This window comes from Bacillus sp. FSL K6-2819, assembly GCF_038008305.1.
Taxonomy (GTDB): Bacteria; Bacillota; Bacilli; order Bacillales; family Bacillaceae; genus Bacillus; species Bacillus amyloliquefaciens.
Genome location: NZ_JBBOYV010000001.1, coordinates 1578060 through 1604474, shown reverse-complemented (window position 1 = coordinate 1604474; position 26415 = coordinate 1578060). Strand labels below are relative to the sequence as shown.

The 26415-nt window shown below is 47.9% G+C and carries 25 protein-coding genes; 2 read left to right on the top strand and 23 right to left on the bottom strand.

Annotation, left to right across the window (positions count from 1 at the left end; translation table 11 throughout):
- Nucleotides 1-4 precede the first annotated feature (4 nt).
- The 6 genes from fapR to MHH91_RS08415 form a co-directional block, all read right to left on the bottom strand.
- Entirely contained in the window at nt 5-571 is a 567-nt protein-coding gene (gene fapR, locus MHH91_RS08440; RefSeq protein WP_013352229.1) for a transcription factor FapR, read from the bottom strand.
- A 106-nt stretch (nt 572-677) separates the two neighbouring features.
- On the bottom strand, nt 678-2726 hold the full coding sequence (gene recG, locus MHH91_RS08435; RefSeq protein WP_014471825.1) for an ATP-dependent DNA helicase RecG: 2049 nt from the start codon (nt 2724-2726) through the stop codon (nt 678-680).
- Nucleotides 2704-3606 carry an L-serine ammonia-lyase, iron-sulfur-dependent, subunit alpha gene (gene sdaAA / locus MHH91_RS08430; RefSeq protein ID WP_013352227.1) on the bottom strand — a complete coding sequence of 301 codons (903 nt, stop codon included), beginning with the start codon at nt 3604-3606 and terminating at the stop codon, nt 2704-2706. The genes recG and sdaAA overlap by 23 nt, the downstream gene beginning before the upstream one ends.
- A gap of 20 nt (nt 3607-3626) precedes the next feature.
- Nucleotides 3627-4289, bottom strand: coding sequence for an L-serine ammonia-lyase, iron-sulfur-dependent subunit beta (gene sdaAB, locus MHH91_RS08425; RefSeq protein WP_013352226.1), 663 nt, complete (start codon nt 4287-4289; stop codon nt 3627-3629).
- Nucleotides 4290-4431: 142 nt separating this feature from the next.
- Nucleotides 4432-6099, bottom strand: a complete 1668-nt coding sequence (locus MHH91_RS08420; protein ID WP_013352225.1) for a DAK2 domain-containing protein — start codon at nt 6097-6099, stop codon at nt 4432-4434.
- Between the two features lie 15 nt (nt 6100-6114).
- A complete protein-coding gene (locus tag MHH91_RS08415) occupies nt 6115-6477 on the bottom strand; it encodes an Asp23/Gls24 family envelope stress response protein (protein WP_013352224.1) in 363 nt (120 codons plus the stop codon).
- Nucleotides 6478-6736: 259 nt separating this feature from the next.
- Between MHH91_RS08415 and rpmB the strand changes: the two genes are divergently transcribed.
- Nucleotides 6737-6925, top strand: coding sequence for a 50S ribosomal protein L28 (gene rpmB / locus MHH91_RS08410; protein WP_003154328.1), 189 nt, complete (start codon nt 6737-6739; stop codon nt 6923-6925).
- A gap of 76 nt (nt 6926-7001) precedes the next feature.
- On the opposite strand, the gene spoVM is transcribed toward rpmB, so the two are convergent.
- The 17 genes from spoVM to MHH91_RS08325 all read right to left on the bottom strand — a co-directional run bounded on the left by spoVM (nt 7002) and on the right by MHH91_RS08325 (nt 24557).
- The gene (spoVM, locus tag MHH91_RS08405) at nt 7002-7082 is read right to left on the bottom strand and encodes a stage V sporulation protein SpoVM (RefSeq protein WP_003154329.1); all 81 of its coding nucleotides are present in this window, start codon (nt 7080-7082) and stop codon (nt 7002-7004) included.
- An 86-nt stretch (nt 7083-7168) separates the two neighbouring features.
- Nucleotides 7169-7813 (bottom strand): thiamine diphosphokinase, encoded by a 645-nt coding sequence (locus MHH91_RS08400; protein WP_013352223.1) that lies wholly within the window; start codon nt 7811-7813, stop codon nt 7169-7171.
- 67 nt (nt 7814-7880) lie between these two features.
- Nucleotides 7881-8534 carry a ribulose-phosphate 3-epimerase gene (rpe, locus tag MHH91_RS08395; RefSeq protein ID WP_014470407.1) on the bottom strand — a complete coding sequence of 218 codons (654 nt, stop codon included), beginning with the start codon at nt 8532-8534 and terminating at the stop codon, nt 7881-7883.
- Between the two features lies 1 nt (nt 8535).
- Nucleotides 8536-9426, bottom strand: a complete 891-nt coding sequence (rsgA, locus tag MHH91_RS08390) for a ribosome small subunit-dependent GTPase A (RefSeq protein WP_014471823.1) — start codon at nt 9424-9426, stop codon at nt 8536-8538.
- 14 nt (nt 9427-9440) lie between these two features.
- The gene (gene pknB, locus MHH91_RS08385) at nt 9441-11384 is read right to left on the bottom strand and encodes a Stk1 family PASTA domain-containing Ser/Thr kinase (protein WP_014470409.1); all 1944 of its coding nucleotides are present in this window, start codon (nt 11382-11384) and stop codon (nt 9441-9443) included.
- Entirely contained in the window at nt 11378-12139 is a 762-nt protein-coding gene (locus MHH91_RS08380) for a Stp1/IreP family PP2C-type Ser/Thr phosphatase (RefSeq protein ID WP_014470410.1), read from the bottom strand. Before MHH91_RS08380 ends, pknB begins: the two co-directional genes overlap by 7 nt.
- 5 nt (nt 12140-12144) lie before the next feature.
- The gene (gene rlmN, locus MHH91_RS08375) at nt 12145-13236 is read right to left on the bottom strand and encodes a 23S rRNA (adenine(2503)-C(2))-methyltransferase RlmN (protein ID WP_014470411.1); all 1092 of its coding nucleotides are present in this window, start codon (nt 13234-13236) and stop codon (nt 12145-12147) included.
- Between the two features lie 3 nt (nt 13237-13239).
- Nucleotides 13240-14583, bottom strand: coding sequence for a 16S rRNA (cytosine(967)-C(5))-methyltransferase RsmB (gene rsmB, locus MHH91_RS08370; RefSeq protein WP_013352217.1), 1344 nt, complete (start codon nt 14581-14583; stop codon nt 13240-13242).
- Nucleotides 14570-15523, bottom strand: coding sequence for a methionyl-tRNA formyltransferase (gene fmt, locus MHH91_RS08365; protein ID WP_013352216.1), 954 nt, complete (start codon nt 15521-15523; stop codon nt 14570-14572). The genes rsmB and fmt overlap by 14 nt, the downstream gene beginning before the upstream one ends.
- Nucleotides 15524-15527: 4 nt before the next feature.
- On the bottom strand, nt 15528-16010 hold the full coding sequence (gene def, locus MHH91_RS08360; RefSeq protein WP_013352215.1) for a peptide deformylase: 483 nt from the start codon (nt 16008-16010) through the stop codon (nt 15528-15530).
- Nucleotides 16011-16033: 23 nt separating this feature from the next.
- Nucleotides 16034-18445 carry a primosomal protein N' gene (gene priA, locus MHH91_RS08355; RefSeq protein WP_014470412.1) on the bottom strand — a complete coding sequence of 804 codons (2412 nt, stop codon included), beginning with the start codon at nt 18443-18445 and terminating at the stop codon, nt 16034-16036.
- On the bottom strand, nt 18442-19662 hold the full coding sequence (gene coaBC / locus MHH91_RS08350) for a bifunctional phosphopantothenoylcysteine decarboxylase/phosphopantothenate--cysteine ligase CoaBC (protein WP_014470413.1): 1221 nt from the start codon (nt 19660-19662) through the stop codon (nt 18442-18444). Before coaBC ends, priA begins: the two co-directional genes overlap by 4 nt.
- Nucleotides 19663-19752: 90 nt before the next feature.
- Complete coding sequence (rpoZ, locus tag MHH91_RS08345; RefSeq protein WP_003154346.1) at nt 19753-19956, bottom strand: DNA-directed RNA polymerase subunit omega; 204 nt, start codon at nt 19954-19956, stop codon at nt 19753-19755.
- A 3-nt stretch (nt 19957-19959) separates the two neighbouring features.
- A complete protein-coding gene (gene gmk, locus MHH91_RS08340; protein ID WP_014471821.1) occupies nt 19960-20574 on the bottom strand; it encodes a guanylate kinase in 615 nt (204 codons plus the stop codon).
- A 7-nt stretch (nt 20575-20581) separates the two neighbouring features.
- Nucleotides 20582-20851, bottom strand: a complete 270-nt coding sequence (gene remA / locus MHH91_RS08335; protein ID WP_003154355.1) for an extracellular matrix/biofilm regulator RemA — start codon at nt 20849-20851, stop codon at nt 20582-20584.
- A 76-nt stretch (nt 20852-20927) separates the two neighbouring features.
- The gene (locus tag MHH91_RS08330) at nt 20928-21803 is read right to left on the bottom strand and encodes a YicC/YloC family endoribonuclease (protein ID WP_014470416.1); all 876 of its coding nucleotides are present in this window, start codon (nt 21801-21803) and stop codon (nt 20928-20930) included.
- Between the two features lie 81 nt (nt 21804-21884).
- Nucleotides 21885-24557: a calcium-translocating P-type ATPase, SERCA-type gene (locus MHH91_RS08325; RefSeq protein WP_014470417.1), complete on the bottom strand. Its 2673-nt coding sequence runs from the start codon at nt 24555-24557 to the stop codon at nt 21885-21887.
- 119 nt (nt 24558-24676) lie between these two features.
- Here MHH91_RS08325 and MHH91_RS08320 point away from each other — a divergent pair, with 119 nt between their 5' ends.
- Nucleotides 24677-26383 (top strand): Rqc2 family fibronectin-binding protein, encoded by a 1707-nt coding sequence (locus MHH91_RS08320; RefSeq protein WP_014470418.1) that lies wholly within the window; start codon nt 24677-24679, stop codon nt 26381-26383.
- Nucleotides 26384-26415: the final 32 nt, after the last annotated feature.

Below are 26415 nucleotides of genomic sequence, written 5' to 3'. Positions count from 1 at the left end.
ACCTTTATGATTGTTTTGAACGGTACATGTCAAAGATGCCGGAGAACACGACTTCTTCTCCCACATAGCTGTTGACTTCAACTACCGTTCTGCCTTTTTCTTTTTCGACTGCCGTCACTTTGGCTTTCGCAACGACGCGCTCGCCTTCTTTCACCTGTCTTGTAAAGCGGATATTTGCGCTTGCGGTCAGCGCCAGCTCATCATCAATGACGGCTACGGCGAGTGAGTTCGCCTGCGCAAACAAATGATGCCCCCGCGCAATTTGATTGCGGCTGAAAACATGTTCGCGTCTTACTTCTAATATAGAAATGGCCTGGCCGTCAAGCTCCAGATCAATGATTTCACCGATCACTTCATCTAACGACAGTGATTTCACTTCATCATCAAGCGTTTGTTCTGCCACGTTTTTAATTCTTTCTCTCAGCTCCGGTATTGAGAGCTCCAAGCGGTCTAAGCGGATCGTCTGAATGCTGACGCCGAAATTCCCCGCTAATTCTTCATCTGTGATGAAGGGTGTCGATTTGATCGTCTGCTGCAATAATTTTTGGCGTTCTTTCTTGCTTCTTCTCATCTGTAAACACCATCCGGACAATTAAGACTAGGTACTAATAGTAGTATATAATTTCATAGATTGGAATGCAATGATTGTTTTTTGAAAGCCGCCCAATTTTGCAGAATCAGCTTAATTTCTCCCCTTCTAAGACACCGCTTGAGAGCAGTTGAGCGCGGAGCATGCGGTACTCGTCATCTTTCCAAAAAGCCTCTGATGACACCAGATTGGCCGCATCCTGGCGGGCCGTTTCCAAAGCTCTGTAGTCATGAACCATATCCGCCACCTTGAACTCGGGCATACCGCTCTGTTTTTTCCCGAAGAAATCGCCGGGACCGCGCAGCTCAAGGTCCTTTTCAGACAGTTCAAAGCCGTCGTTTGTCTCCGACATGATTCTCATCCGTTCTTTCCCGGTTTCGGATTTCGGATCGGCCATCAAGATGCAGAAAGACTGATGGTCTCCCCGTCCGACCCGGCCGCGGAGCTGATGGAGCTGAGACAGCCCGAAACGGTCGGCGTCATAGATGACCATAATCGTCGCATTCGGCACGTTCACCCCGACTTCTACGACAGTTGTTGACACAAGAACCTGACATTGATTGGCGCTGAATTCTCTCATCACCTGATCTTTTTCATCAGAATGGAGCTTCCCGTGCATCAGACCGACATTCCATTTGCCGCGGTAAACCTCAGACAGCATGTTATATACGTCAATCGCATTCTGAACATCCAGCTTATCCGACTCTTCAATGAGCGGGCAGATAATATAGGCCTGCCTTCCCTGCTTCAGCTCTTTTTCAATAAAAGCCAAAATCCGCTCCAGCATGTCGTGTTTCACCCAATACGTTTCGATTTGTTTTCGTCCCGCGGGCATTTCATCTATAACGGAAACATCCATTTCTCCGAAGACGGTAATGGCTAATGTTCTCGGTATCGGGGTGGCTGTCATAAACAGCACATCCGGGTCCTGGCCTTTATTCCTGAGTTTTTTGCGCTGGTCGACCCCGAACCGATGCTGCTCGTCCGTAATGACAAGGCTCAGCGCTTTAAATTCCACTTCATCCTGGATTAAAGCATGGGTCCCTACTAAAATATCAATTTCTCCGAGAGCAAGCCGCTCCAAAAGCTCTCTGCGCCGCTTTCCTTTAACAGAACTCGTCAAAAGCGCGATGTTCACATCTTCATTTGCAAATAACGATACGAGAGAGTCGGCATGCTGTTCGGCCAGAATTTCAGTCGGCACCATTAAAGCCCCCTGATACCCCGACAGGATCGCAGCGTACAAAGCGATGGCGGCGACGGCCGTTTTCCCTGACCCGACATCGCCTTGCAGCAGACGGTTCATACGGTAAGGAGATGTCAAATCAGCGGTAATTTCACGGAGCACGCGCATCTGTGCGTTCGTGAGCGAAAACGGAAGGCTGGCTGTAAAAGCGGCGAGCTTTTCAGCCGGAAACACATGGCTGATGCCTTTTGACTGTTCTCTTTCCGCTTTACGGAACGCCTGCATTTTCAGCTGAAATAATAAGAATTCTTCGTAAACAAACCTGCGTCTTGCCTGCTGTAACGATTCCCTCGTTTCCGGCTGGTGCATCGTCTGCAGGGCTTGTTTGTAATCAGGCAGCTTGTAACTGATTCTCAATTTTTCAGGAAGCGGATCGGCAATATTGTCCAAATGGTGCTTCAAAGCTTCCTTAATAAACCGCCTCATCATTTTAACGGTGACGTTTTCTTTAACGGAATAAACAGGCTCAATGCTTTTATCTTCTTGATGAGGCCCGTTTTTTAATTCCTGCACAGAAACGGTCTGCCTGTGTTTATCCCATTTCCCGGATATCGTGACGACAGAACCGAGCGTCAGTTTCTTTTTTAAGTACGGACGGTTAAAGCAGACCGCGGTAATTAAATAATTGCCGACAAGCACCCTGAATGTCAGCCTGTTTCGTTTTTTGCCGTAATAGGTAAGAGAAGGTTCTGAATGAACCTTCCCTTCTACTGTAACTCTTTCTTCATGTTTAACTTCTTCCAAATCCCTCAGCTCATAGTCATCATAACGGTAAGGGAAATAATTCAGAAGATCAGAAATGTCATAGATACCCAATTCTTGCAATGTTTTTTCTGTTTCCGGCCCAATGCCCTTAATCTCCGCTATACTAGTTTGCTGATGGTGTTTCACTTGATTTCAGCGCTCCTCCGAAAATTTTCTTCTCTAATTCTCTTCCCGTCGGTGTCGCGGCTAAACCGCCTTGTCCCGTTTCACGCAATGCTGTCGGCATCGTCTGGCCGATTTTGTACATCGCGTCAATTACTTCATCGCAAGGAATTCGGCTTGTAATTCCGGCCAGCGCCATATCTGCCGCGATCATTGCGTTGGATGCTCCCATTGCGTTTCGTTTGACACACGGCACTTCTACCAAGCCGGCGACCGGATCACATACGAGACCGAGCATATTTTTAAGCGTAATCGCCATTGCTTCTGCTGATTGCTGAGGCGTTCCGCCCGCCATTTCCACAATCGCAGCGGCCGCCATACCTGATGCTGATCCGACTTCCGCCTGACAGCCTCCGGCAGCTCCTGAAATACTCGCATTATTTGCTACGACAAAACCGAACGCTCCGGCCGTAAACAGAAATCGGATCATTTGTTCCGTCGTGGGGTTCAGCTTATGCTTTACGGCGAATAACGTTCCCGGCACAACCCCGGCAGAACCGGCGGTCGGCGTGGCGCAGATCGTTCCCATCGCCGCATTGACTTCATTTGTCGCCACAGCTTTAGAAACGGCGTCTAAAATCAGATTGCCTGACAGGCTTTTACCCGATTGGATGTATGCCTGAAGTTTCACGGCGTCTCCGCCTGTTAAACCGGTCTGGCTCGTGACACCCTTCAGCCCTTTTTCAACCGCAGCTTCCATGACGGAGAGATTACGCTCCATTCCTTGAAAGATTTCTTCCCGTGTTTTTTGCGTCACTTCCATCTCTTGAGTGATCATTACTTCTGAAATCGGAATCTGTTTTTCTTGAGTGATTTCTATTAATTCTTTTACATTACGAAACATGTCATTTTCCTCCTGACTTTTTAGTCAGCTATCTTAGTAACCTGTATAATATTCGGAAGTGTTGAAAGTTCGTCCAGCACTTCTTCTTCAATATTCTGATCGACTTCAATCGTCATCAGCGCAAGCTGTCCGACATCCTTGCGCGCCACTTCCATATGTCCGACGTTGATGGAGAATTTCGCAAGCACATTGGCAACGCCTGCAATCGTGCCGAATTTATCATTATGAACGACTAAAATAGCCGGATGGTTTCCGGAAAGACGCAGCTCAAAACCGTTAAGCTCCGTAATTTCTATTTTTCCGCCGCCGATTGAAATACCGGTAAGGGCAAGCTCCCCTTCATCATCAGAAATGACGATACGCGCCGTATTCGGATGAACGGGCACAGCATCCTCTGTGCGGAACTCTATATATATGCCCTTGTCTTCAGCAATTTGAATCGCTGTTTTAATCCGCTCATCAAATGTATCAAAATCAAGCAGGCCGCCGATAATCGCGACATCAGTGCCGTGGCCCTTATACGTTTCTGCAAATGATCCGTAAAAAGACACAACAATCCGGCGGGGCTCCCGCCTGAATAAGCTTCTGGCCACTCTGCCGATACGGGCGGCGCCTGCGGTATGTGAACTGGACGGACCGATCATTACCGGGCCGATAATATCAAAAACGCTTCTATATTTCATGCTGGTTTGTTCCTCCTTAACATCACTTGATTCAGCGCTTTTCTTTAGACTAATTGAACATTTATAAATTGGCAAGCAGGCGCACTGCCGCACTGCCGCAGGTAAATATAGGCATAAGAATAGAAGGGCCTGATAAGCCCTTCTATTCTGCCGCAATTATATATGGGTACAGAGGCTGTCTGCCGTTATGGATTTCAACCTCGATATCTTCACAGACGCTTGTAATATATTCTGCGAGTTTCTCAGCTTCTTCTTCCGGCGCGTCTTCTCCGTACAGGATGGTGACGATTTCATCTTCTTCCCCGATCATTTCATCCAGCAGCAATTTCGCCGCACTTATCCGATCTTCGGCGCTGCCGATAATCGAACTGTTTAAAATGCCGATAAAATCACCTTTTTTAATATCCTTTCCGTCAATATGGGTGTCTCTGACTGAATATGTCACCTGTCCGCTTTTCACATTCCGGATGGCCTCAAGCATATTGGCTTCATTTACATCAGCCGGCTGGTCAGGGTTAAACGCAAGCAGGGCGGTCATACCTTGCGGCACCGTTTTTGCCGGAATGACAATTACATTTTCTTCAGCCACACTCGCCGCTTGATTGGCAGCCATCACAATATTTGAATTGTTCGGAAGAATGAAAACCGTTTCCGCATTGACAGACTGAACGGCTTCCACAATATCTTCCGTGCTCGGATTCATTGTCTGGCCGCCTTCGATTACGTGTGAAGCGCCGATGCTCGTAAACAGTTCAGAAATGCCTTCTCCCATTGCCACGGTCACGATTCCAAAAGGCTTGCGGGCTTCTTTCATAACGCCGGCCGGCTTTTTTTCATCATGTTCTTGGCTGATAATGGAAGTATGCTGCTCCCTCATGTTTTCAATTTTGATTTTAATTAAATCGCCGTAACGCTGTGCAAGATTGAGCACGTTCCCGGGTTCTTCGGCATGAATGTGAACTTTCGCCAGCGTATCATCAGCTACAACCAGCAATGAATCGCCGTAACGGCTCAGTTCGTTTCTGAACGTTTCTTCCTTGAACGTCCGTTTATCTTGATCCAGCCTTACCATCACTTCCGTACAGAATCCGAATTCAATGTCTTCTGTACTCAGCATGCTCTGCGCGCTTTTATGATGCTCGGCATTCACCATATCATCCAGAGCCGGAAGAACCGCTTTTTTCGGTACGGACTCTCCTTTTAAGGAGGCCAAAAAGCCTTCATATACACAAAGCAGACCTTTTCCGCCGCTGTCAACGACACCGACGTCCTTTAAAACAGGCAGCAGGTCCGGCGTGCGGTTCAGCGACGCTTCCGCTTCTTCAATAACAGTCTCCATGACCGCAATGATATCGGTTTCTTCTTTGGCCGAGGCGACCGCTTTTTTAGCCGCATCCTTCGCCACGGTTAAAATCGTTCCTTCAACCGGTTTCATGACCGCCTTATATGCCATATCCACTCCCGCTTGGAGTGCAGCGGCAAATTCTTGGGCGTTTATTTCTTTTTTGTTTTCAATGCTCTTTGTGAAGCCTCTGAATAATTGGGACAAGATCACCCCTGAGTTTCCTCTCGCTCCCATAAGCAGGCCTTTTGACAGGGCGATGCCGACTTTGCCGATGTCAGGTGAGTCAAGGTGCTCTACCTCTCTTGCACCTGATGACATCGATAAATTCATGTTTGTTCCGGTATCGCCGTCCGGCACGGGAAACACATTCAGCGCATCCACCGCGGATGCGTTTTGAGACAATGTCTCAGCCCCCGCCAGAATCATTGCCGCAAAAGCTCTCCCATCTAAGTTTCGTCTAGACAATACTCATCCTCCTCACTACGGGTTCGTTACTCGTACGCCTTGGACATAAATATTTACAGAATCAACTGCAAGTCCGATTGTTTGATTTACTGTGTATTTTACCTTCGTCTGAACATTGTGAGCTACTTCGGATATTTTAGTGCCGTAGCTGACAATAATGTACATGTCGATATGTATTTGTTCTGATTCCTGACGGACATGTACGCCTCTTGCGAAGTTCTCTTTCCGGAGGATTTCAGACAAACCGTCTTTAATCTGGTTTTTGGAGGCCATCCCCACTATTCCGTAACAGTCAATGGCAGCGCCTCCGGCAACCATTGCGATGACTTCGTTGGATATATCAATCTGTCCGTATTTTGTCTTCATTTCAATGGACACACAGGTTCCTCCTTCAGGTGCATAGAGTTATCATTATTCTACTATATGTATCCCATTATGAAAAGAAAAGATACAGAAGCGGCGCTTCAGCGCGGGAGATGTGATTGGTTTTACATGTCAAGTGATTTTTCTTGAAAGTAAGGGAAACAATAGTTGCAAACGGTTTTTAGCTGTGGTAAATTATTTAAAGTATTGTATAACGAAAGCATCTGAGACACTATGTTTGAAAAGATGTTTCGCGCAGTTAGGAGGGAAACAAATGGCACGTAAATGTTTTATTACAGGTAAAAAAACAAAAGCCGGAAACAACCGTTCTCACGCAATGAACGCTTCTAAGCGTACTTGGGGCGCCAACCTTCAAAAGGTCCGCATCCTCGTTGACGGCAAACCTAAAAAAGTGTATGTATCTGCCCGGGCTTTAAAATCCGGTAAAGTTGAGCGTGTATAAGCAAAAATGAACGCCTGCCCTTTTATGCGGCAGGCGTTTTTTATGCGTTCAAAGAGGGCAATTCAGCTTCTTGGGCTTACTCTTTTCTAAATGAGCCCAGCATCGCCCGGACAATTCCTCCTAAAAACTTCGGCAATTTAATGGTATAAAATTTCATTTTGTCCCCTCCTATAAGTCCCGTATCCGCTGCGTTCATCACTTTAGGATTCATGGTTTTTTCCGCATATGGCAGAAGCCGCTTTTCTAATCCGCGCTCCTTACCATTATTAATATGCCTTTTGCAAACGAAAAAGTACCTCGTGAATGAATGAGTTCGTTACTAATACATAGTGTGGAACCCAGGGGAATATGACAATTATCCAGGGGATATTTAAAACCGATGAGTGTCAGGCCGTCTGCGGCTTCCGAAAACGGAATAAAAGAAATATAGCGTCTGCGCACTTTTTCTTCAATTGTATAGCGGCCGGGTTCGAACATCTGAATCTCATTCTGCCGGTCGATCAGCTTGACAACCGTATCCTTATTTAAAGCTTTATACAAAAGCTGAATGTTCCCTAAAAAGTGATCTGCTCTTCCGCCCGTCACACCGAATATCCGAATGTTCTCCGGTTCTTTTTGTAAAGCCCAGTCAAGAGCGAGTTCAAGATCGGTATAATCTTTTTCCGCCTGATACACATGGAGGGCCGGCGCCGCTTTTTGAATCTGCAGGAGCTCTTCTTCCGTAATGCTGTCAAAATCACCGAAAGCTTCCTGCGGAACGATTCCGGCCTCCAAAAGAGCGACCGTCCCTTTATCCACTCCGACCCACGTCGTATCTCCGTCTGTGTACTCGGACAGATCGGGAATAAACTCCCGAGGGCCGCCCGCAACGATATTGATTGTCTTCATATGTTTTCCTTTCCCTCTCAGACGCGAAAAGAGCCGGCGGCTTTCACCGGGCTCTTTATCAGCATGTTTATTCTGCGTTTCGGATCTCAGCGATGGCTTTTTTCCGATCCGGCTGATTATATACGGCGGACCCGGCAACAAGCAGATTAGCGCCCGCTTCAGCGCATAAAGGAGCTGTTTCTTTATTAACGCCCCCGTCCACCTCGATTAAAAGTTCAGAGAGGCCTTTCTCCTCTGCCATCTGTTTGACTTGACGGATTTTCGGAAGAACCGAGTGAATAAAGCGCTGACCTCCAAAACCGGGGTTCACCGTCATTAACAGCACAAGGTCCAACTCATCGATCACATGTTCAATGATTTGAACGGGCGTATGCGGATTGAGCACAACTCCCGCTTTTATCCCCTGCTCTTTTATCAATTGAATGGTCCGGTGAAGATGCGGACACGCCTCAGCGTGAACGGAAAGGATGTCCGCACCGGCTTTTGCAAATGCTGGGATGTAGCGGTCCGGGTTTTCAATCATAAGATGGACATCCAGCGGCAGATCAGTCACTGGACGGACGGCTTCAACGATAAGCGGTCCGATTGTAATGTTAGGGACGAAATGGCCATCCATGACATCAATATGGATATAGTCCGCTCCTCCTTTTTCCACGTCTTTAATTTCCTCGCCCAGTGAAGCAAAATCGGCGGAAAGAATTGATGGCGCAACCTTAATCATATTAATACCTCGGCTTTCTCTCTTTTATTTCCTGCATAAATTCTTTGTAATGCTCATAGCGGTACGGCTGAATGTCTCCTTCTTCCACCGCTTGCTTTACCGCGCATTTCGGCTCCTTCAGATGCAGACAGCCTCTGAATTTGCATGAGGCGCTTATTTCTCTGATCTCAGGGAACGTGCTGCCCAGCTCTTCTTTCTCAATGCCGGTGAATTCAAGCGAACTGAACCCCGGAGTATCCGCCACAAGACCGCCTGATGTATGAATGAGCTCTACATGGCGTGTCGTATGTTTCCCGCGTCCTAAATGAGTGGAAATCTCGTTTGTTTTCAGCTCAAGCTCCGGGCTGATCGCATTTAAAAGCGAAGATTTTCCGACTCCGGACTGCCCGGCAAACACCGTGGTTTTATTCGCGAAGTGTTTCACAATGCCTGTTAAGCCGCTGTTTTCTTTTGACGACGTCACATATACGTCATAACCGATCGCCTGATAGTCTTTCATGTAAGATAGAATCTTCTCTTTCGATTCCCCGTCTGAAGCTAAGTCCATTTTTGTTATGCAGATGATCGGGTGAATGCCGTTGGCTTCCACAAGAACGAGAAACCGGTCCAATAAGGACGTGCTGAACGCCGGCTGAACGGCGGAAAAGACGAGAACGGCCTGGTCCACATTTGATATCGGCGGCCTGACCAGCTCGTTTGTTCGTTCTTTGATTTCCAACAGGTAGCCTTCTTTATCATTTTCAGCCTGATAAACGGCATAATCGCCGACCAGAGGCGTTATTTTATTCTTTCTGAAAATGCCCCGGCCTCTGCATTGAATGATCTTGTCCTGTGATTCATCCAGGACATAATAGAATCCGCTTAACGCTTTAATAATTTTGCCCTCAGGCATACGGTCCCTCCTTGTCAGTCATTATCTTTCGGGTATTCAATCGTTTTGTAGCTGACGACTTTATGATCGACCATCACTTGATAATACCCCTTCTGTCCCTGATCAATCTTCAGTTCAATTGTTTTTTCAGTCGGTTCTTTTATTTTAAACGAATCATACGTATCAGAGATGCTGTGGTCTTTATCATCGATGGCGATTTGCACTTCGAGCTCGTCCCCTTCATGTTCGGGTTCGTAGGGGATGCTGATTTTTTCTTTTACCGTTTTGGCCGGTTTTTCTTCAGGCCCGAGCGAAAACGTTACTTCAACATCACTTCCCGGCTTAACCGCAGTGCCGGCTGACGGCTCTTGCTTCATGACCTGTCCCTCAGGCACGTCATCTGAGTGAGCTTCCTTTTCAACAAGCTGCAGGCCGTTATCTTCAAGATACCCGGAAGCCGCTTCTTTGCTGTATGTTTTTAAGTCTCTCAGCGTAACGTCCGCCGGTCCGAGGCTGACTGTTAAGCTGACTTCATCATCACTTGCGACCATGTCGGTGCCGGCTGATGGGTTCTGATCAATTACAGTGCCAGCCGCACTGTCATCGTTCTCTTCTTTTACATTGACATGTTTGAAGCCTTTATCCTTAAGCGTTTTTTTCGCATCATCGATCGGCCGGCCTTTCACGTCAATCAGCCGGGTTTTCGGTTTCCCGATGCTTTTGTACAGTTTTACAGAAGAGCCTTCTTTAACGGCAGAACCCGCTTTCGGATCAGTTTTGACCATTAATCCCTCTTCGATTTTTTCATCTTCAATGTCCGTCATATCAGGATCCGCTTGGAGGCCGTTCTTTTCAAGCAGGGCTTCCGCTTTTTCGTACTTCATGCCCCGTACATCGGGGACGCTTACCTCTTTTGGCATAAACAAAGACGGGAACACGGTGACCGCAAGAACAGCCGCCATTATGAAAATAAAGCAGACAGCCAGCAAAACCCACGGCCATTTCCGTTTCTTCTTTTTGGCGGACGGCTGTTCTTTATCATCCGTCTCTGCCGGCGTTTCCGCCTGCGGCGCGGCTATCGCACCGTCAGTAATAACGGGAATCGCTTTCGTCATTTCCTCATCATCCTGCACGGAGAATTTTTGTTCATTCAGCCTGCCGGCGTCAAAAGCCGTTCTGATGTCCGCTTCCATGTCCTCTGCGCTTTCATAGCGGTGAAACGGGTCTTTGGCGGTTGCCTTTAAAATAATGTTTTCCACGCTCTGCGGAATGGAAGGGTTCCACTTTCTGGCGGAAGGCGTTTCTGCTTGCAGGTGCTTTAACGCAATGCTGACGGCTGATTCTCCGTCAAAAGGCATTTTGCCTGTTAAAAGCTCAAACAGCACGATGCCGAGCGCGTAAATATCCGATTTTTTCGTTGCCAGACCGCCTCTCGCCTGCTCCGGAGACAAATAATGAACCGAGCCGAGCACAGAATTCGTATGTGTGATTGTCGTCGAAGTGAGAGCTGTGGCGATGCCGAAATCCGTCACCTTAATATGTCCTAAATGATCTATCAAAATATTGTGCGGTTTGATATCCCGGTGCACGATATGGTTATGATGGGCATGGGCGATGGCTGAGACGATCTGCTCCATAACAGACAGCGCTTCTTTCGGATGAAGCGGTCCGTGTGCGGTTATGTATTCCTTTAACGTCATGCCTTCCACATATTCCATGACAATATAATAAATGTCGCCTTCCTCCCCGATATCGTAAATACTGACGATATTCGGATGATCAAGGCTTGATGCCGACTGTGCTTCTCTTCTGAAACGCCTGATAAAATCAATGTCATTCACAAAGTCAAACCGCAGAATCTTAATTGCGACTTCACGTTCGAGAATGATGTCCTCAGCTAAAAAAACGTTCGCCATTCCGCCGCCGCCAATGGGCCGGAGGATATGATAACGCCCGCTGATCCGCTTGCCGGTTAGCACTTGTCTTCACCCTCTTTTGCATCTGCGGAAAGCTCAATCAATACAGCCGTGATGTTGTCCTCGCCGCCGTTTTGATTCGCTTTGCTGATGAGAAGGTCTACCTTTTCCTGAGGCGCAGATTCGGCTTGAAGCATTTGTTTGATCTCGTGATCTTCTATTTTATTTGACAGTCCGTCAGAGCATAAAAGCAGCTGATCGCCGTCAGAAAGCTCAAACGAACGGGCGTCGGGGCTGATGGTTTCATCAGTCCCCAGCGCTCTCGTCAGTACATTTTTCCGCGGATGATGCTCGGCGTCCTCTTTTGAAATTTCTCCCGTCTTGACCAGCTCATTCACAAGCGAATGGTCTTCAGTCAGCTGAGTGAATTCCCCGTCTTGAAGCAGGTAGCACCGGCTGTCTCCGATATGGGCGACAGTGACAAATTTCCCCGTGAATAAGGCGCAGACAACGGTTGTGCCCATTCCCCGGCATTCTTCATTCGCTTTAGCGTGGTCATATACCTTGGCATTCGCCTCATGAATCCGGTCTTTCAGCCAAACCTCGCAATCAGATGGCAGTGAAGGAACCGTTTCAGCTTGGTTCCACTGCTCTTCCATCGCTGCAACCGCCATCCTGCTCGCCACATCTCCGGCTAGGTGACCGCCCATGCCGTCGGCGACAACCGCAAGCGCCGCTTCTTCTTTTGTGAAAATGCCCGCCGCATCTTCATTATGCTGGCGGACTTTACCTGTATCTGTTTTCAAGGCTGTAATCAACCTCTTCACCTCGTCTCGTCTTGACGCTCCTTCGCGCGAAGCTGACCGCAGGCCGCGTCAATGTCATGGCCTTGCTCTCTTCTGATCGTGACATTTACACCGCGGGATTTTAACGTTTTTTCGAATGCGAAAATCTGATCTCTCGGTGTGCGGACGTAATCCCGTTCAGGCACATAGTTTACAGGAATTAAGTTGACATGGCATTTAACGCCTTTTAACAGTTCTGCAAGCTCTTCTGCGTGTTCGACCTGATCATTTACGCCTCCGAACAAGCCGTATTCAAAGCTGATCCGTCTGCCTGTTTTCTCAATATAATATTTGACAGCTTCCATAAGGTCAGGAAGCTTATAAGCTTTGTTAATCGGCATCAGGCGGCTTCTGATCTCCGTATTCGGGGCATGCAGAGAAATCGCGAAATTGATCTGCATTTTTTGATCTGCGAAATCGTATATCTTCGGAATGATGCCGCTTGTGGAAACCGTAATATGACGCGCTCCGATGTTCAGCCCTTTATCATGGTTAATGATTTTTAAGAAAGCGAGCATTTCATTGAAATTATCAAACGGCTCTCCGATACCCATGATAACGACTGAGCTGACGCGTTCATCCGTTTCATCAAGCGCCTTTTGCACTTTCACGACTTGAGCGACGATTTCTCCCGCTTCAAGATTCCGTTTCAATCCGCCGAGCGTTGACGCACAAAATGTGCAGCCGATGCGGCAGCCGACCTGTGTCGTTACACATACAGAATTGCCATACTCATGTCTCATTAAAACCGTTTCAATTGTATAACCGTCATGAAGCTCAAATAAAAATTTCATTGTGCCGTCTTGTGACGTCTGCTTTACAGCCGTTTTCAGCGTTGTCATCACAAAATTGCTCTCGAGTTTTTCACGCAGGCTTTTTGAAAGGTTTGTCATTTCATCAAATGAAGACACCCGTTTTTCATACAGCCATTCAAAAATCTGTGCTGCTCGGAACGGTTTTTCGCCATTCTCGGTCAGCCATTGTTTGATTTCATCTAATTCAAAAGAGTAAATGGACGGCTGCTCAGTCCGCAGCTCTTTCCGTACGCTTGTCTTTTTTAATTGTGTCATTTTTTATCCCTTCTTTCTCATGCTGCTAATAAAGAAACCGTCTGTTCCGAAATAATGCGGAAGAATTTGAAGGCTTCCATCCTGAACAAAGGGTCTCGCCTTTTCAGGCAGCCGCTTTTCAAGAGACAAATCGGGTTCAAACTCAGGGTGTTCTTGTATAAACGCATGCATAACTTCTTCATTTTCTGTCCGATCCATTGTACACGTACTGTATACGAGTGTGCCACCTTTTTTTACTAATGGGGCGATTTCCCTTAAAATGCCGAGCTGGATCTCTGACAGCCGTCTGCTGTCCTCCGGCGTCTTCGTATATTTCATATCGGGTTTTCTTCTGATAACTCCGAAGCCTGAGCACGGGGCATCAACGAGAATCCGGTCAAACCGTTCTGCGCCAAAAGCGTCCCCCGCTTTCCTTGCATCCATCGTTTGCGCGTCGATGATCGTAAGTCCGAGCCGTTCTGCTCCCTCTTGAATCAGCTTCACTTTATGTCGGTGAAGATCAAGTGACGTCAGGCTGCCTTCGTTCTTCATCAGTTCCGCGATGTGAGCCGACTTTCCTCCCGGTGCGGCGCATGCGTCAAGCACGGTTTCCCCCGGTTTCGGATCCAGCGCCCGCGCGACAAGCATTGAGCTCTCATCCTGAATGGATACTTGCCCGTTTTGGAAAAATTCCGTGCTCGCGATGCTTCCTTTTAAAAGCTTAATCGCATCAGGAGAAAGGTCTCCGGCTTCCGCTTCCAGACCAGCATTCTCCATCTCATTCAGCAGCGTTTCCTTGTCAGCCTTGATCCGGTTGACACGGAGCGTCTGTTTCGGCGGAACGAGATGAATCCGGCAGATCTTTTCAGCCGTCTCAAAGCCGTACGCTTCGACCCACTCTTTTACGAGCCATTCGGGATGGCTCGTCTCTGTTGAAAGACGGAGAACCGGGTCTTCGATTTCAGCGAATGACGGCGCCCCCTCACGCTGCAGAGAGCGGAGGATGCCGTTGACAAAGGATGCGATGCCCTTATGCCCGCGTTTTTTGGCGATTTCAACCGCTTCATGGATTGCGGCGCGGTCCGGAATTTTTTCTAAATACTCCATTTGATATGCGGACAGACGCAGCAGCTGAATCACCCATGGCTTCACCTTATTCGGCTTGCGGATAAAAGGCTTCAGCATATAGTCTAAAGCGATTTTATTTTGCAGCGTTCCGTAGACAAGCTCTGTCAGCAGTCCTCGGTCCTGATCGCTGAGCGTGTTCGTTTTGATAACCGATGTAAGAAGCAGGTTGCTGTATGCCTGATTTTGCTCAAGCTTTTCAAGCGCTTCAAGGGCAAGCTCCCGGACATTAATTTTCTTCATCTGCTGCTCCTAACACGTCACCGGACTGCACATTTTTGCCTCTTACAAAATCCTCGCCCTTCATCCGTTTTTTTCCCGCCGGCTGCAGCTCTGTGATCAAAAGGGCGGTGCCGTTTCCTGATGCAACGACAATGCCGTTTTGCTCCGCACGGATGACAGTTCCCGGCGCTGCTTCAGTATTGGCCGCAACTTTTTCAGATGCCCACACTTTGATGTTTTGTCCGTTCAACGTTGTATAGGCGACAGGCCAAGGGTTTAAGCCTCTGATCTGGTTGTAAATGTCTTCTCCGGGCTTTGTCCAATCAATCCGCTCCTGCTCGCGCTTAATGTTAGGCGCGTAAGTCGCTTTTGATTCGTCCTGCCTGATCGGTTTAATATTTCCGGAAATGACGTTCGGAACGGTCTCTGACAAAAGCTTCGCCCCCGCTACGCTTAATTTGTCGTGGAGCGTGCCGACGTTATCTGTTTCATCAATTTCCACTTCGATTTTAGAAATCATATCGCCCGCATCAAGCTTTTCAACCATATACATGATCGTCACGCCCGTTTTCTTTTTGCCTTGAAGAATCGAATAATGTATCGGCGCTCCGCCTCTTAATTCAGGCAGAAGTGAAGCGTGCACGTTGATACAGCCGTATTTCGGGCCGTCCAGCAGCTGCTTGGGCAAAATCTGTCCGAATGCCGCCGTAACAATCAGGTCCGGCTTCAGGCTGAGCACTTTTTCTATTTCTTCTTCAAGCCTTACTTTTTCGGGCTGAAGCACGGGAATACCGTGGCGTTCAGCTTCAGCCTTTACAGGAGGAGGCGTCATGATTTTTTTTCTGCCTTTCGGGCGGTCAGGCTGCGTAACGACCCCTGCCACTTCATATCCGTCTTCAATAAGTGTGCGCAGCACGGGAACTGAAAAGTCGGGTGTTCCCATAAAAACGATCCTTGTCATCCAATCATCCTTCCATTTCTGCCAGTTCTTCTTCAGTGTAGTAAGCCGTGATTTTTGATGTGAATAAAATGCCTTCTAAATGATCCATTTCATGCTGGATGGCCCTGGCCAAAAAACCTTCCGCTTCTACAATAAACGGTTTTCCTTTACGGTCATAAGCTTTCACCTTTACGTAATCGGGGCGGGTGACCTCACCGTATACTCCCGGAAAGCTTAAGCAGCCCTCGACTCCGATCTGTTCACCGCTCTTTTCAAGAATGACCGGATTTACAAGATCGATCCGGCCGCTTTCTTCACCGATATCCACGACGGCCGCTCTTTTTAAAATGCCGATTTGCGGCGCGGCAAGGCCGACGCCATCCATTTCGAGCATCGTATCGTACATGTCATCAAGCAGTTTTTTTAATTTTTTATCAAACACTGTCACTTCTTCGGCAGGTGTTTCCAGAACCTCCGCCGGGTGTGTGACGATTTTTTTCACAGCCAAAATTTTGCCCTCCAAAACTAATGTTACATCAGCATGTACGGATTCATATCAATTGAAATCATTACATGCTTTTGCGCAATGTCGCGTTTATAATGCTCCAGAATTTTTTTCAACTGAATCTGCAACTCGTTTTCCTGTCTGTATTTTATCACGCATTGATAGCGATATCTATCTTTGATCCTGGCAATCGGGGAAGCCGCCGGCCCGAGAATTTTCGTGTCCGGTCCGCATCCCGCTCTTAAATAGTTTGTAATCTTTTCAGCGGTGACCGCGGCTTTTGCGGCTTCTTCATGAGAAACGGTCACCAGCGCCACGTAATAATAAGGCGGATATGACTGGGCCCGCCTGTGCGCCATCTCCTGCTGAAAGAAAGTTTCATAGTCATGCGTTTTCGTCAGCTGAATGCTGTAATGAGACGGTGTGTACGTTTGTATGACTACCGTTCCCGGCTTTTCATGCCGCCCGGCCCGTCCGCTTACCTGCGTCAACAGCTGAAATGTCTTCTCCGCCGCCCTGAAATCAGGGATGTGAAGCGTCGTATCTGCGCTTAATACTCCGACGAGCGTCACGTTCGGAAAATCAAGCCCTTTTGCGATCATTTGCGTACCGAGCAGGATATCCGCTTTTCCTTCACCGAAAGCTGACAATAGCTTTTCATGAGCGCCTTTTCTTGAGGTCGTGTCCACATCCATCCTGATCACGCGCGCCTGAGGCAGCACTTTGGTAAGCTCCTCCTCTACACGCTGCGTTCCCGTGCCGAAAAAGCGGATATGCTCACTGCCGCATTCCGGGCACGTTCCCGGAACAGGCTCCTCATGGCCGCAGTAATGGCATTTCAGCCTTTGTCCGTAGCGGTGATAGGTCATTGAAATGTCGCAATGCGGACATTGGGGCACATAACCGCAGTCCCGGCACATCACAAACGAAGAATATCCCCGTTTATTCAGAAAGAGAACGGCCTGCTCTTTTTTCGCAAGCTTCTCCTCCAGCTGTTCCATCAGCTCTTTTGAAAACATCGATCTGTTGCCGTTTCGCAGTTCTTCTCTCATATCAACGAGAGATACATCCGGCATGAGCTGGCGATTTACGCGGTGTTTTAACGGAAGCAGCTCATAAACGCCTTTTTTGGCCCGTGCAAATGACTCCAATGTCGGCGTGGCGCTCCCGAGGACGACCGGACAGCTGTGATGCTCGGCCCTGCGGATGGCTACGTCTTTTGCATGGTACCGCGGCATTTCCTCCTGCTTATAGGAGGATTCGTGCTCTTCATCAATAATGATCATGCCGAGATTTTCAAATGGGGCAAAGATAGCCGATCTGGCTCCGACGACGAGCTTTACTTCCTTACGCTGAATTTTGCGCCATTCATCGTATTTTTCACCTGTTGATAATCCGCTGTGCATGACCGCAACCTGTGAGCCGAAGCGGCCTTTAAAACGATTGACCATTTGCGGCGTCAATGAGATTTCCGGAACAAGCACGATGGCTTCTTTTCCTTTAGCCAGCACCTTTTCGATAGACTGCAGGTAAATTTCCGTTTTGCCGCTCCCTGTCACACCGTGAAGCAGAAAGACGTGATGAACATGATCGGCTACGGCCTTCTTAATCGGCTCAAAAGCGGCATGCTGCTCTTCAGTAAGAGAGAGAGGCTCTGTTTTTTTGAACATTCTGTCCTGATAAGGATCGCGGTAAACCTCCTCAAAGCTTTCCGTAAGAAGCCCCTTTTTAAGAAGCGTTTTCAGCGTCGCTGAACTGGAATCGGTCTTTTGGCAAAGGTCAGCCGCGGAAATTTTTGCTCCCCCGTCAATAAAATAAGTAAGCACGGCAAGCTGTTTAAAAGCCTGTTTTGTCAATGAATCTGCGTGCCGGGCGAGTTCTTCTTTGTCTGCCCCCGCCTCAATCATGCGGATCATTTTTTTATTCGTTTTCTGGGCGACTTTATAGGTGACATCAATGCTTCCTTTGCGCACGAATTTTTGCAGTGCCGAAAGAATACGTTCATCGGTAATATCTGAGTACAGAAGGCTCTTCTGATTTCTGAAAAGCTGCCTGATGTCCGGTGTCAGCGCTTCTTCGTCAACGACTTTCAGCTCTTTCTCGTACTTCGCCTTCAGTGCGGCCGGCAGCATTGCCTGTAGTGCCGTGATTTTAAACGATAGCGTTTTGTCAGAAAGCCATGAAGACAGCTGCATCAGCTCTTCCGTCAGAACGGGTGTCAAATCAAGAAGCTTCTCGACTTCCTTCATTTGCCCGCCGTTTAATTCAGACGAATCTTTCAAACCGGTCACGAACCCTTGAAGCTTGCGCGGGCCGAACGGGACAATCACCCGCATGCCGACTTCGATCATCCCTCTTAAATGATCGGGAATTTTGTAATCAAAGGGCCTGTCAATGTTTTTGGAGCTGACATCGACAATGACTTCTGCCACATTCATACGGGTTTTTGGTCCTCTGCTTTCAAAGCGGTCATTTCCTTCAGCATTTCAAAGGAAACGTCAAGTTTAGACATAAGCGCAAGCTCCCGTTTTCTTCCGTCCCGGAAATAGAAGGTGACGACATTCGTATCTGTGCCAAACCCCGCTCCTTCGGCTTTCACATCATTCGCAACGATCATATCAAGGTTTTTCTGTTCGAGTTTTCTGCGCGCATAGCGTTCGACGTCTTGCGTTTCAGCCGCGAATCCGACCAGAAGCTGGTGTGTTTTCCGTTCGCCCAGTTCTTTCAGTATGTCTGCCGTACGGTTGAATTCGATCACGAGTGAACCGTCTTTCTTCTTCATTTTGTGATCAGAAACAGCCGCCGGCGTAAAATCGGCCACGGCCGCCGTCTTAATCACGATGTCGCATGAATCAAACACAGAAAGCACGGCTTCTCTCATATCTGCTGCTGATTGCACCGGAAGGAACTGATACAGCCCCCGAGGCGGCTCTAACGACACCGGGCCTGAAATCAGCGTCACCCGCGCACCGAGACGGACGGCAGCTTCGGCAGCGGCATAGCCCATTTTGCCGGTGGATTTATTTGTGAAAAAACGGACGGGGTCCACTGCTTCGCGCGTCGGGCCGGCTGTAATGACAATATGTTTTCCTTTCAGCGGCGCATCGTCTTCAGGTTTCTTAAAATGCTCTCTGACACGCTCAACAATAAGCTCCGGCTCCTCTAATCTTCCTTTGCCGACATATCCGCATGCCAAATAGCCTTCACTCGGCTCGATAAAGCGGACGCCGTCCTGATAAAGCACGGAGATGTTCCGCTTCACCGCCGGATGATCATACATATGGACATTCATCGCAGGCGCCACCCAGACCGGGGCCTCCGCTGCCAGCACCGTCGTTGTGAGCATATCGTCGGCAATTCCGTTGGCAAGCTTGCCGATGACGTTTGCCGTAGCGGGTGCGACAATGATTAAATCCGCCCAGTCAGCGGCATCTATATGCGAAATAACCTTCGGATTTTGTTCTTTAAATGTATCTGTATACACTTCATTCCGGCTCAGCGCCTGAAATGTCAGCGGAGAAACAAACTCACGCGCGGACTCAGTCATAATCACTTTTACGTTCGCACCGGCCTGAACCAGTTTGCTGGTAAGCGCAGAAGCTTTATAAACGGCAATCCCTCCGCTGACGCATAGCAGAATGTTTCGGTTTTTCATGAAGTCTTCTCCCCTTTATGAAAACATTGGACAAATCCTAAACGGAAAAAAATAACAACCTATGTAGAGATAGGTTGCTACGTGTGCTTGTTATTCGCTGTCTTCTCTTTCAAACGAAAGCAGGCCCGCGTCAATTTCTTCCAAAGCTTTGCCTACATATTTGTGAGAAATAGTATGTTCAATCTGCTGGTCTTTTTTGATCTGCATTTCGCGCGCGCGTCTTGCAGACACAGTGACCAGCGTATATTTAGAATCTAATTTATTCATTAAAGAGTCAATTGACGGATCTAACATAAGTTATTCTACCTCCAGCATTTTCTTATATCTCGGAGCAACGCGTTCACGCTTTAAGTGCTCGGCGAGAACAATTGCGTTAACCTTATCACAAGCCGTTTGGATATCATCGTTTTCCACGACATAATCATACGCGTCCATCATTTCGATTTCAGCTTTTGCGGCCTTCATTCTGTTTTCAATTAAATCGTCGGTTTCAGTTCCTCTTGTCACGATTCTGTTTTTCAGCTCAGAAAGACTCGGCGGCGCTAAGAAGATAAACAGGCCTTCCGGAAATGCATTCCGCACTTGGAGCGCGCCCTGCACTTCAATCTCTAAGAAGACGTCTTTTCCTTCTTGAAGCGTCTGTTCGACATAATCGACGGGCGTTCCGTAATAGTTGCCGACATATTCCGCCCACTCAAGCAGTTTGTTGTTTTCAATCATGCGTTCGAATTCATCTCTTGATTTAAAGAAATAATCGACGCCGTCGACCTCGCCCTCTCTCGGGTTTCTCGTCGTGACTGAAATTGAGTATTCAAATTTCGTGTCTTCTTGTGAAAATATTGCTTGCCGAACCGTTCCTTTTCCAACTCCTGAGGGACCTGAGAGAACGATTAATAACCCTCTTTCTTTCATGCGGCAATTACCCCTGCCCTTCATCCATAATTTCTTCTTTCACAGAAAGTCTGTGTGCAACTGTCTCAGGCTGGACGGCAGATAAGATAATGTGATCACTATCCATGACGACAACTGCACGGGTTCTTCGTCCGTATGTAGCGTCTATTAGCATTCCGCGGTCTCTTGCATCCTGAATCATTCGCTTTATTGGCGCAGACTCCGGGCTGACAATCGAAATCATCCGATTGGCGGAGATGATATTGCCAAATCCGATATTAATCAGTTTAATCGTCATCTTCTACGTTCCCCCTGTAAAATAGACGTCTCTAGTGTAACCCGAAGAGACCGTCTGTAAACAATACGCACAGTCGCTATTCTATATTTTGCACTTGTTCCTTCAATTTTTCAATAGAACTTTTCATTTCCACGACAAGCTTTGTGATTTGATGATCATTGGCTTTTGAGCCGATCGTGTTCGCTTCGCGGTTAAGCTCCTGCACGAGGAAATCAAGTTTGCGTCCGACTGCCCCGCCTTCTTTTAATATATCACGGAATTGAACAAAATGGCTCTTCAATCTGGTAATTTCTTCCGTAATATCAGAACGGTCGGCGAAAATGGCGCATTCCGTGACCAGCCTGCTTTCGTCGAGTGCGTCCTCCGTCCATTCCTTCATGCGGGCGTAAAGGCGCTCGCGGTAATGCATAACAACGGCCGAAGCGCGGTCTTTCACCTGTTCGGACAGCGTCTCAAGCCGCCCAATGTGCAGAAAACAGTCTTCCGCCAAAAGCCGGCCTTCTTTTTCCCTCATGTCACAAAGTTCCTTTACCGCAAGTTCAGCGGCTTCCCTGATGACTTCTTCAAGCTTGTCATCACGCATCTGCTCTTCGTGAATCTGCGCAATATGTTCAAAAGTAAAGAAATCCATTGCATCGGGTTCCGCGGCCAGACTGTAGCGCTCTTTCATGACACGTGCGGCGCTCACATATTCATCAAGGAGCTCCCAATCAATTTTCAGGCTTCTTTTTATGAGCGCGTCACTGTTTACAGTGAGAAACAGCTCTACTCTTCCGCGCTGTATATGCTGCAATATCATTTGTTTCAGCTTATCCTCTACATATAGCAAAGGCCGTGGCAGACGGGCGTTCACTTCTTTGAACCGGTAATTGACGGATTTCAATTCAACGGTTGCCGAGAGATCGCCTTTTGTGCTGCTTGCGCTGCCGAAGCCTGTCATACTCCGTATCATATGAAACACCCAATTCTTTCCCGTTATCAAAATAAAAGGGCAATAGACATGCTATTACCCCTAAGATTATATCATATGGAATTATTTTTTTCTTGTCAAAAGTGAACCCGCCAGCAAAAAAGTAGGTATGCCCGACATACCGACAATAAGCATCCAATCGCCCGGCGTAATCGGCACTGTTTTGAAAATAGGCTGCAGCGGCGGATAATAGATGACGATGACCATCAGGAAAATAGAAGAAACGATGGCGCCGAGCAGATAGATATTTTCAAACGGATTCCGGGAAAAAACAGATGTTTCGCTCCGGCAGTCAAACACGTGTATAAGCTGAGCGAGGACAAGAGTCGCGAATGCGACGGTCTGTGCATACGGCAGATTTTCAGGGTTGCGGTGATAGACGATGATAAACGCTAAAATGGTTGCGGCCCCGATCAAAAACCCTCTTGAGACGACTTTCCAGCCCAGTTTTCTCGCAAATACCCCTTCTTTCGGATGCCGCGGCTTCCGCCTCATCAGGTCATCTTCCGGCTGATCCATACCGAGCGCCATCGCCGGCAGCCCGTCAGTCACTAAGTTCACCCACAAGATCTGAATCGGAACGAGCGGCAGCGGCAGAGCGAGAAGCATCGCAAACAGCATGACTAAAATTTCACCGACGTTGGAGGCGAGCAAATACCGGACGAATTTTCTTATATTTTCATAGATATTTCTCCCCTCTTTTATGGCTGATTTAATTGTGGCGAAGTTATCATCTACAAGAATGAGAGAGGAGGCTTCCTTCGCCACATCCGTTCCCGTCACGCCCATGGCAACGCCGATATCAGCCTGCTTTATGGCTGGTGCGTCATTTACCCCGTCACCCGTCATGGCGACGACGTGTCCGTTTTCCTGGAACGCTTTGACGATTTTTAATTTATGTTCAGGTGACACACGGGCGAATACGTAGATATCATCGACCGTCTCGATAAGCTCTTTCTCCGAAAGCTTATTCAGCGTCTTGCCGTCCATCACACGTCCTTTTTTCGGAAGAAGCCGCAAATCTTTTGCAATTGCCTTTGCCGTTTCGACGTGATCACCTGTAATCATTACCGTTTTAATGCCTGCTTCACGGCATTCTTTAATGGCCTGTCTGACCTCCGGACGCGGCGGATCAATCATGCCTGACAAACCGAGCATCGTCAGATTTTTTTCCGCCTGCTCCATTGTCGGCTTTTCGCCGGACTTAAGCGGTTTATAAGCAATCGCGATCGTCCGGAGGGCTTGCGATGCCAGCTCTTTCAGGATCGTTTCTGTTTCTGTTTTCATTTCTCCTGAAAAAGGCGCGCTTCTGCCGCCGTGCATCATATGTGACGAACGGTCAATCAGCACATCGGGCGCTCCTTTGGTAATGACGAACTGCTTTTTTTCTTTATCTTCTACGATGACGGTCATCATTTTGCGGACGGAGTCAAACGGAAACTCGGCAACCACCCGGTATTGTTCACTGAGCCAGTCGTTTGAATAGCCGCCTTTTCTCGCAGCCGTCAGCAGCGCACCTTCTGTCGGATCGCCGTCAAGCACATAATGACCGTCTTTCAGTTCAATTTCTGACGTATTGCATAATGCGCCAAAAACCAGCATCTGTTCAAGAATCTTCTCATCTTTCGGCTTGATTTCCCGCTCATCACACGTGAACTCACCCGCTGGCTCATAGCCGATGCCTGACACTTTAAATGTTTTTCCGCCTGACCACATATGGGTGACGGTCATTTTGTTTTGTGTCAGCGTGCCGGTTTTGTCAGAACAAATGACAGAGGCGCAGCCCAATGTTTCAACTGCCGGGAGCTTTCTGACAATTGATTTTTGTTTAATCATGCGCTGGACGCCGATTGATAAAGCCACCGTGACAATAGCGGGAAGCCCTTCCGGAATCGCAGCGACCGCCAATGACACCCCGGCCAAAAACATACTGTAAAGCTCATGTCCCTGTAAGACGCCGACCGCAACGACCAATACCGTCAAAAGCAGCGCGATGATGATTAAAATTTTGCCGAGCTCTTCAAGTCTTCGCTGCAGCGGTGTTGAAAGGTTGCCTGCGGATTCCAGCATATCGGCGATTTTCCCCATTGCCGTATTCATTCCTGTACCGACGACGACGCCGACACCGCTGCCGCGCGTCACGATCGTACCCATAAACGCCATATTATTAATATCGCCTAAAGAAACATCCGGTTTTCTCAGCTTATCAGCTTGTTTGACAACCGGAATTGATTCCCCGGTCAGCGCCGATTCTTCAATTTCAAGGCTCTTCGCTTCAACGATCCTCACATCCGCGCCAATCCGGTCGCCGCTTGTAAATTTCACGATATCGCCGGGAACGAGCTCCTTGGACTGAATTTTCTTCCAGCTCCCGTCCCGTAATGCTGACACATACGGCGTTGACAATTCTTTTAATGCATGTAAAGATTTTTCCGCCCGCCTCTCTTGGAAAAAACCGAGCACCCCATTGACAAATACAATCGCCATAATAGCTATGGCATCTACATATTCGCCTAAAAACCCGGAAATTAAGGTTGCCACCAACAGCACGAGCACCATAAAATCCTTAAATTGGGCGAAAAACACGACGATCGCCGGTGTCCTCTTGCCCTCCTGAAGCTCGTTCGGTCCGTGCTTTTCAAGGCGTTTTTTCACCTCTTTTTCGGTCAATCCCTGTTTAATGGACGTATTTGTTGCTTTCAGTAAATCGGTTTGTCCCATTTCATGAAACTTCATTCTTCTCGTCCACTCCCCCTGCTCGCTTTAGAGATGTCACTCTACAAACAAGCTTATTCTGACTCGTCCCTTTTCATGCTATAATTATCGAATGCAGGAAGAAGGAAAGGGTGTTTTATATGTCTTTTGATGGCATGTTTACATACGGAATGACACATGAATTAAACAGCCGGATCGCCGGAGGCCGGATTACGAGAGTCCATCAGCCTTTTAAGCACGATGTGATATTCCATATCCGCGCTAACGGAAAAAACCATAAATTATTATTATCGGCGCATCCGAGCTATTCACGGGTGCACATGACGAATCAGGCCTATGAGAATCCGAGCGAGCCCCCGATGTTTTGTATGCTGCTCAGAAAGCATATAGAAGGCGGATTTATTGAGAAAATAGAACAGGCCGGATTAGACCGGATTATGATATTCCGCATAAAAAGCAGAAATGAAATCGGCGACGAGACCGTAAGAACGCTGTATGTTGAAATTATGGGACGGCACAGCAATATTATTCTGACTGACGGAGAAGGAGCCATCATCGACGGGCTGAAGCATTTATCTCCATCGATGAACAGCTACCGGACCGTTCTGCCGGGCTATGATTACAAGCTCCCTCCCGCTCAGGAAAAAATTTCACCGCTGGCCGCGGACGAAGAGGACATTTTGCGTTATCTCAGTTTTCAGGAAGGACGGCTTGACCAGCAGATTGTCAGACATTTCTCCGGGGTTTCTCCGCTGTTTGCAAAAGAAGCCGTTCACAGAGCGGGCCTCGCGAACAAAATAACGCTGCCAAAGACGCTGACAGACATGTTCCATGCCGTGAAGGATTGCAGGTTTACACCGAACATTACGACAGCAGCCGGAAAGGAATACTTTTATCTTCTGTCTCTCACGCATGTAAATGGAGAGGAGCGCACCTTTCACTCACTGAGTGAGCTGTTAGACCGGTTTTATTTCGGCAAAGCGGAGCGCGACCGCGTCAAACAGCAGGCTCAAGATCTCGAGCGGTTTGTCGCAAATGAACGGAAAAAGAACGCCAATAAGATTAAAAAGCTGGAAAAGACGCTGGACTACTCAGAGAACGCGAAAGAATTTCAGTTATACGGCGAGCTGCTGACGGCGAATTTGTATATGCTGAAAAAAGGTGACAAAGAAGCGAATGTCATCAATTATTATGATGAAGAGAGTCCGACGGTGGCCATCCCTTTAAATCCGAACAAAACACCGTCAGAAAACGCGCAGATGTATTTTACAAAGTATCAAAAAGCGAAAAATTCCGTTGAGGTTGTAAAAGAACAGATCCGTCTGGCCGAGGAGGAAATCGCTTATTTCGACCAGCTGATTCAGCAGCTTTCCTCCGCTTCCACAAAGGATATTCACGAAATAAGGGAGGAGCTTGTTGAAGGCAAATATCTGCGTCCGAAACAGCAGAGAGGACAGAAAAAACAGAAACAGCACGTTCCTGTTTTGGAGCAGTATGAATCTTCACAGGGATTGACGATCCTGGTCGGCAAAAACAATAAACAAAATGAGTATTTAACGACAAAAGCCGCCGCAAGGGATGATGTATGGTTCCACACGAAAGACATACCGGGATCCCACGTTGTGATTAAAAGCAGCGATCCCGATGAACAATCCATATTGGAAGCAGCTGCGATCGCCGCTTATTTTTCCAAGGCGAAAGATTCCGGCTCCGTGCCTGTTGATTATACAAAAATCAGACATGTGAAAAAGCCAAACGGCGCAAAACCCGGATTTGTCACCTATGACAGCCAGCATACCGTATTTGTCACACCTGATGCCGACCTTGTCATACGGCTGAAAAAATAAACGCACCTCCAAGCTGATACCCGCACTCAGCT

Bases quoted from the DNA above. Each gene is read 5' to 3' on its own strand.
- fapR (WP_013352229.1), bottom strand. From the start codon at position 571: ATGAGAAGAAGCAAGAAAGAACGCCAAAAATTATTGCAGCAGACGATC.
- sdaAA (WP_013352227.1), bottom strand. From the start codon at position 3,606: ATGTTTCGTAATGTAAAAGAATTAATAGAAATCACTCAAGAAAAACAG.
- sdaAB (WP_013352226.1), bottom strand. From the start codon at position 4,289: ATGAAATATAGAAGCGTTTTTGATATTATCGGCCCGGTAATGATCGGT.
- rpmB (WP_003154328.1), top strand. From the start codon at position 6,737: ATGGCACGTAAATGTTTTATTACAGGTAAAAAAACAAAAGCCGGAAAC.
- spoVM (WP_003154329.1), bottom strand. From the start codon at position 7,082: ATGAAATTTTATACCATTAAATTGCCGAAGTTTTTAGGAGGAATTGTC.
- MHH91_RS08400 (WP_013352223.1), bottom strand. From the start codon at position 7,813: ATGAAGACAATCAATATCGTTGCGGGCGGCCCTCGGGAGTTTATTCCC.
- rpe (WP_014470407.1), bottom strand. From the start codon at position 8,534: ATGATTAAGGTTGCGCCATCAATTCTTTCCGCCGATTTTGCTTCACTG.
- rsgA (WP_014471823.1), bottom strand. From the start codon at position 9,426: ATGCCTGAGGGCAAAATTATTAAAGCGTTAAGCGGATTCTATTATGTC.
- rlmN (WP_014470411.1), bottom strand. From the start codon at position 13,236: ATGACACAATTAAAAAAGACAAGCGTACGGAAAGAGCTGCGGACTGAG.
- rsmB (WP_013352217.1), bottom strand. From the start codon at position 14,583: ATGAAGAAAATTAATGTCCGGGAGCTTGCCCTTGAAGCGCTTGAAAAG.
- fmt (WP_013352216.1), bottom strand. From the start codon at position 15,523: ATGACAAGGATCGTTTTTATGGGAACACCCGACTTTTCAGTTCCCGTG.
- priA (WP_014470412.1), bottom strand. From the start codon at position 18,445: ATGAATGTGGCAGAAGTCATTGTCGATGTCAGCTCCAAAAACATTGAC.
- coaBC (WP_014470413.1), bottom strand. From the start codon at position 19,662: ATGAAAAACCGAAACATTCTGCTATGCGTCAGCGGAGGGATTGCCGTT.
- rpoZ (WP_003154346.1), bottom strand. From the start codon at position 19,956: ATGTTAGATCCGTCAATTGACTCTTTAATGAATAAATTAGATTCTAAA.
- gmk (WP_014471821.1), bottom strand. From the start codon at position 20,574: ATGAAAGAAAGAGGGTTATTAATCGTTCTCTCAGGTCCCTCAGGAGTT.
- remA (WP_003154355.1), bottom strand. From the start codon at position 20,851: ATGACGATTAAACTGATTAATATCGGATTTGGCAATATCATCTCCGCC.
- MHH91_RS08330 (WP_014470416.1), bottom strand. From the start codon at position 21,803: ATGATACGGAGTATGACAGGCTTCGGCAGCGCAAGCAGCACAAAAGGC.
- MHH91_RS08325 (WP_014470417.1), bottom strand. From the start codon at position 24,557: ATGAAGTTTCATGAAATGGGACAAACCGATTTACTGAAAGCAACAAAT.
- MHH91_RS08320 (WP_014470418.1), top strand. From the start codon at position 24,677: ATGTCTTTTGATGGCATGTTTACATACGGAATGACACATGAATTAAAC.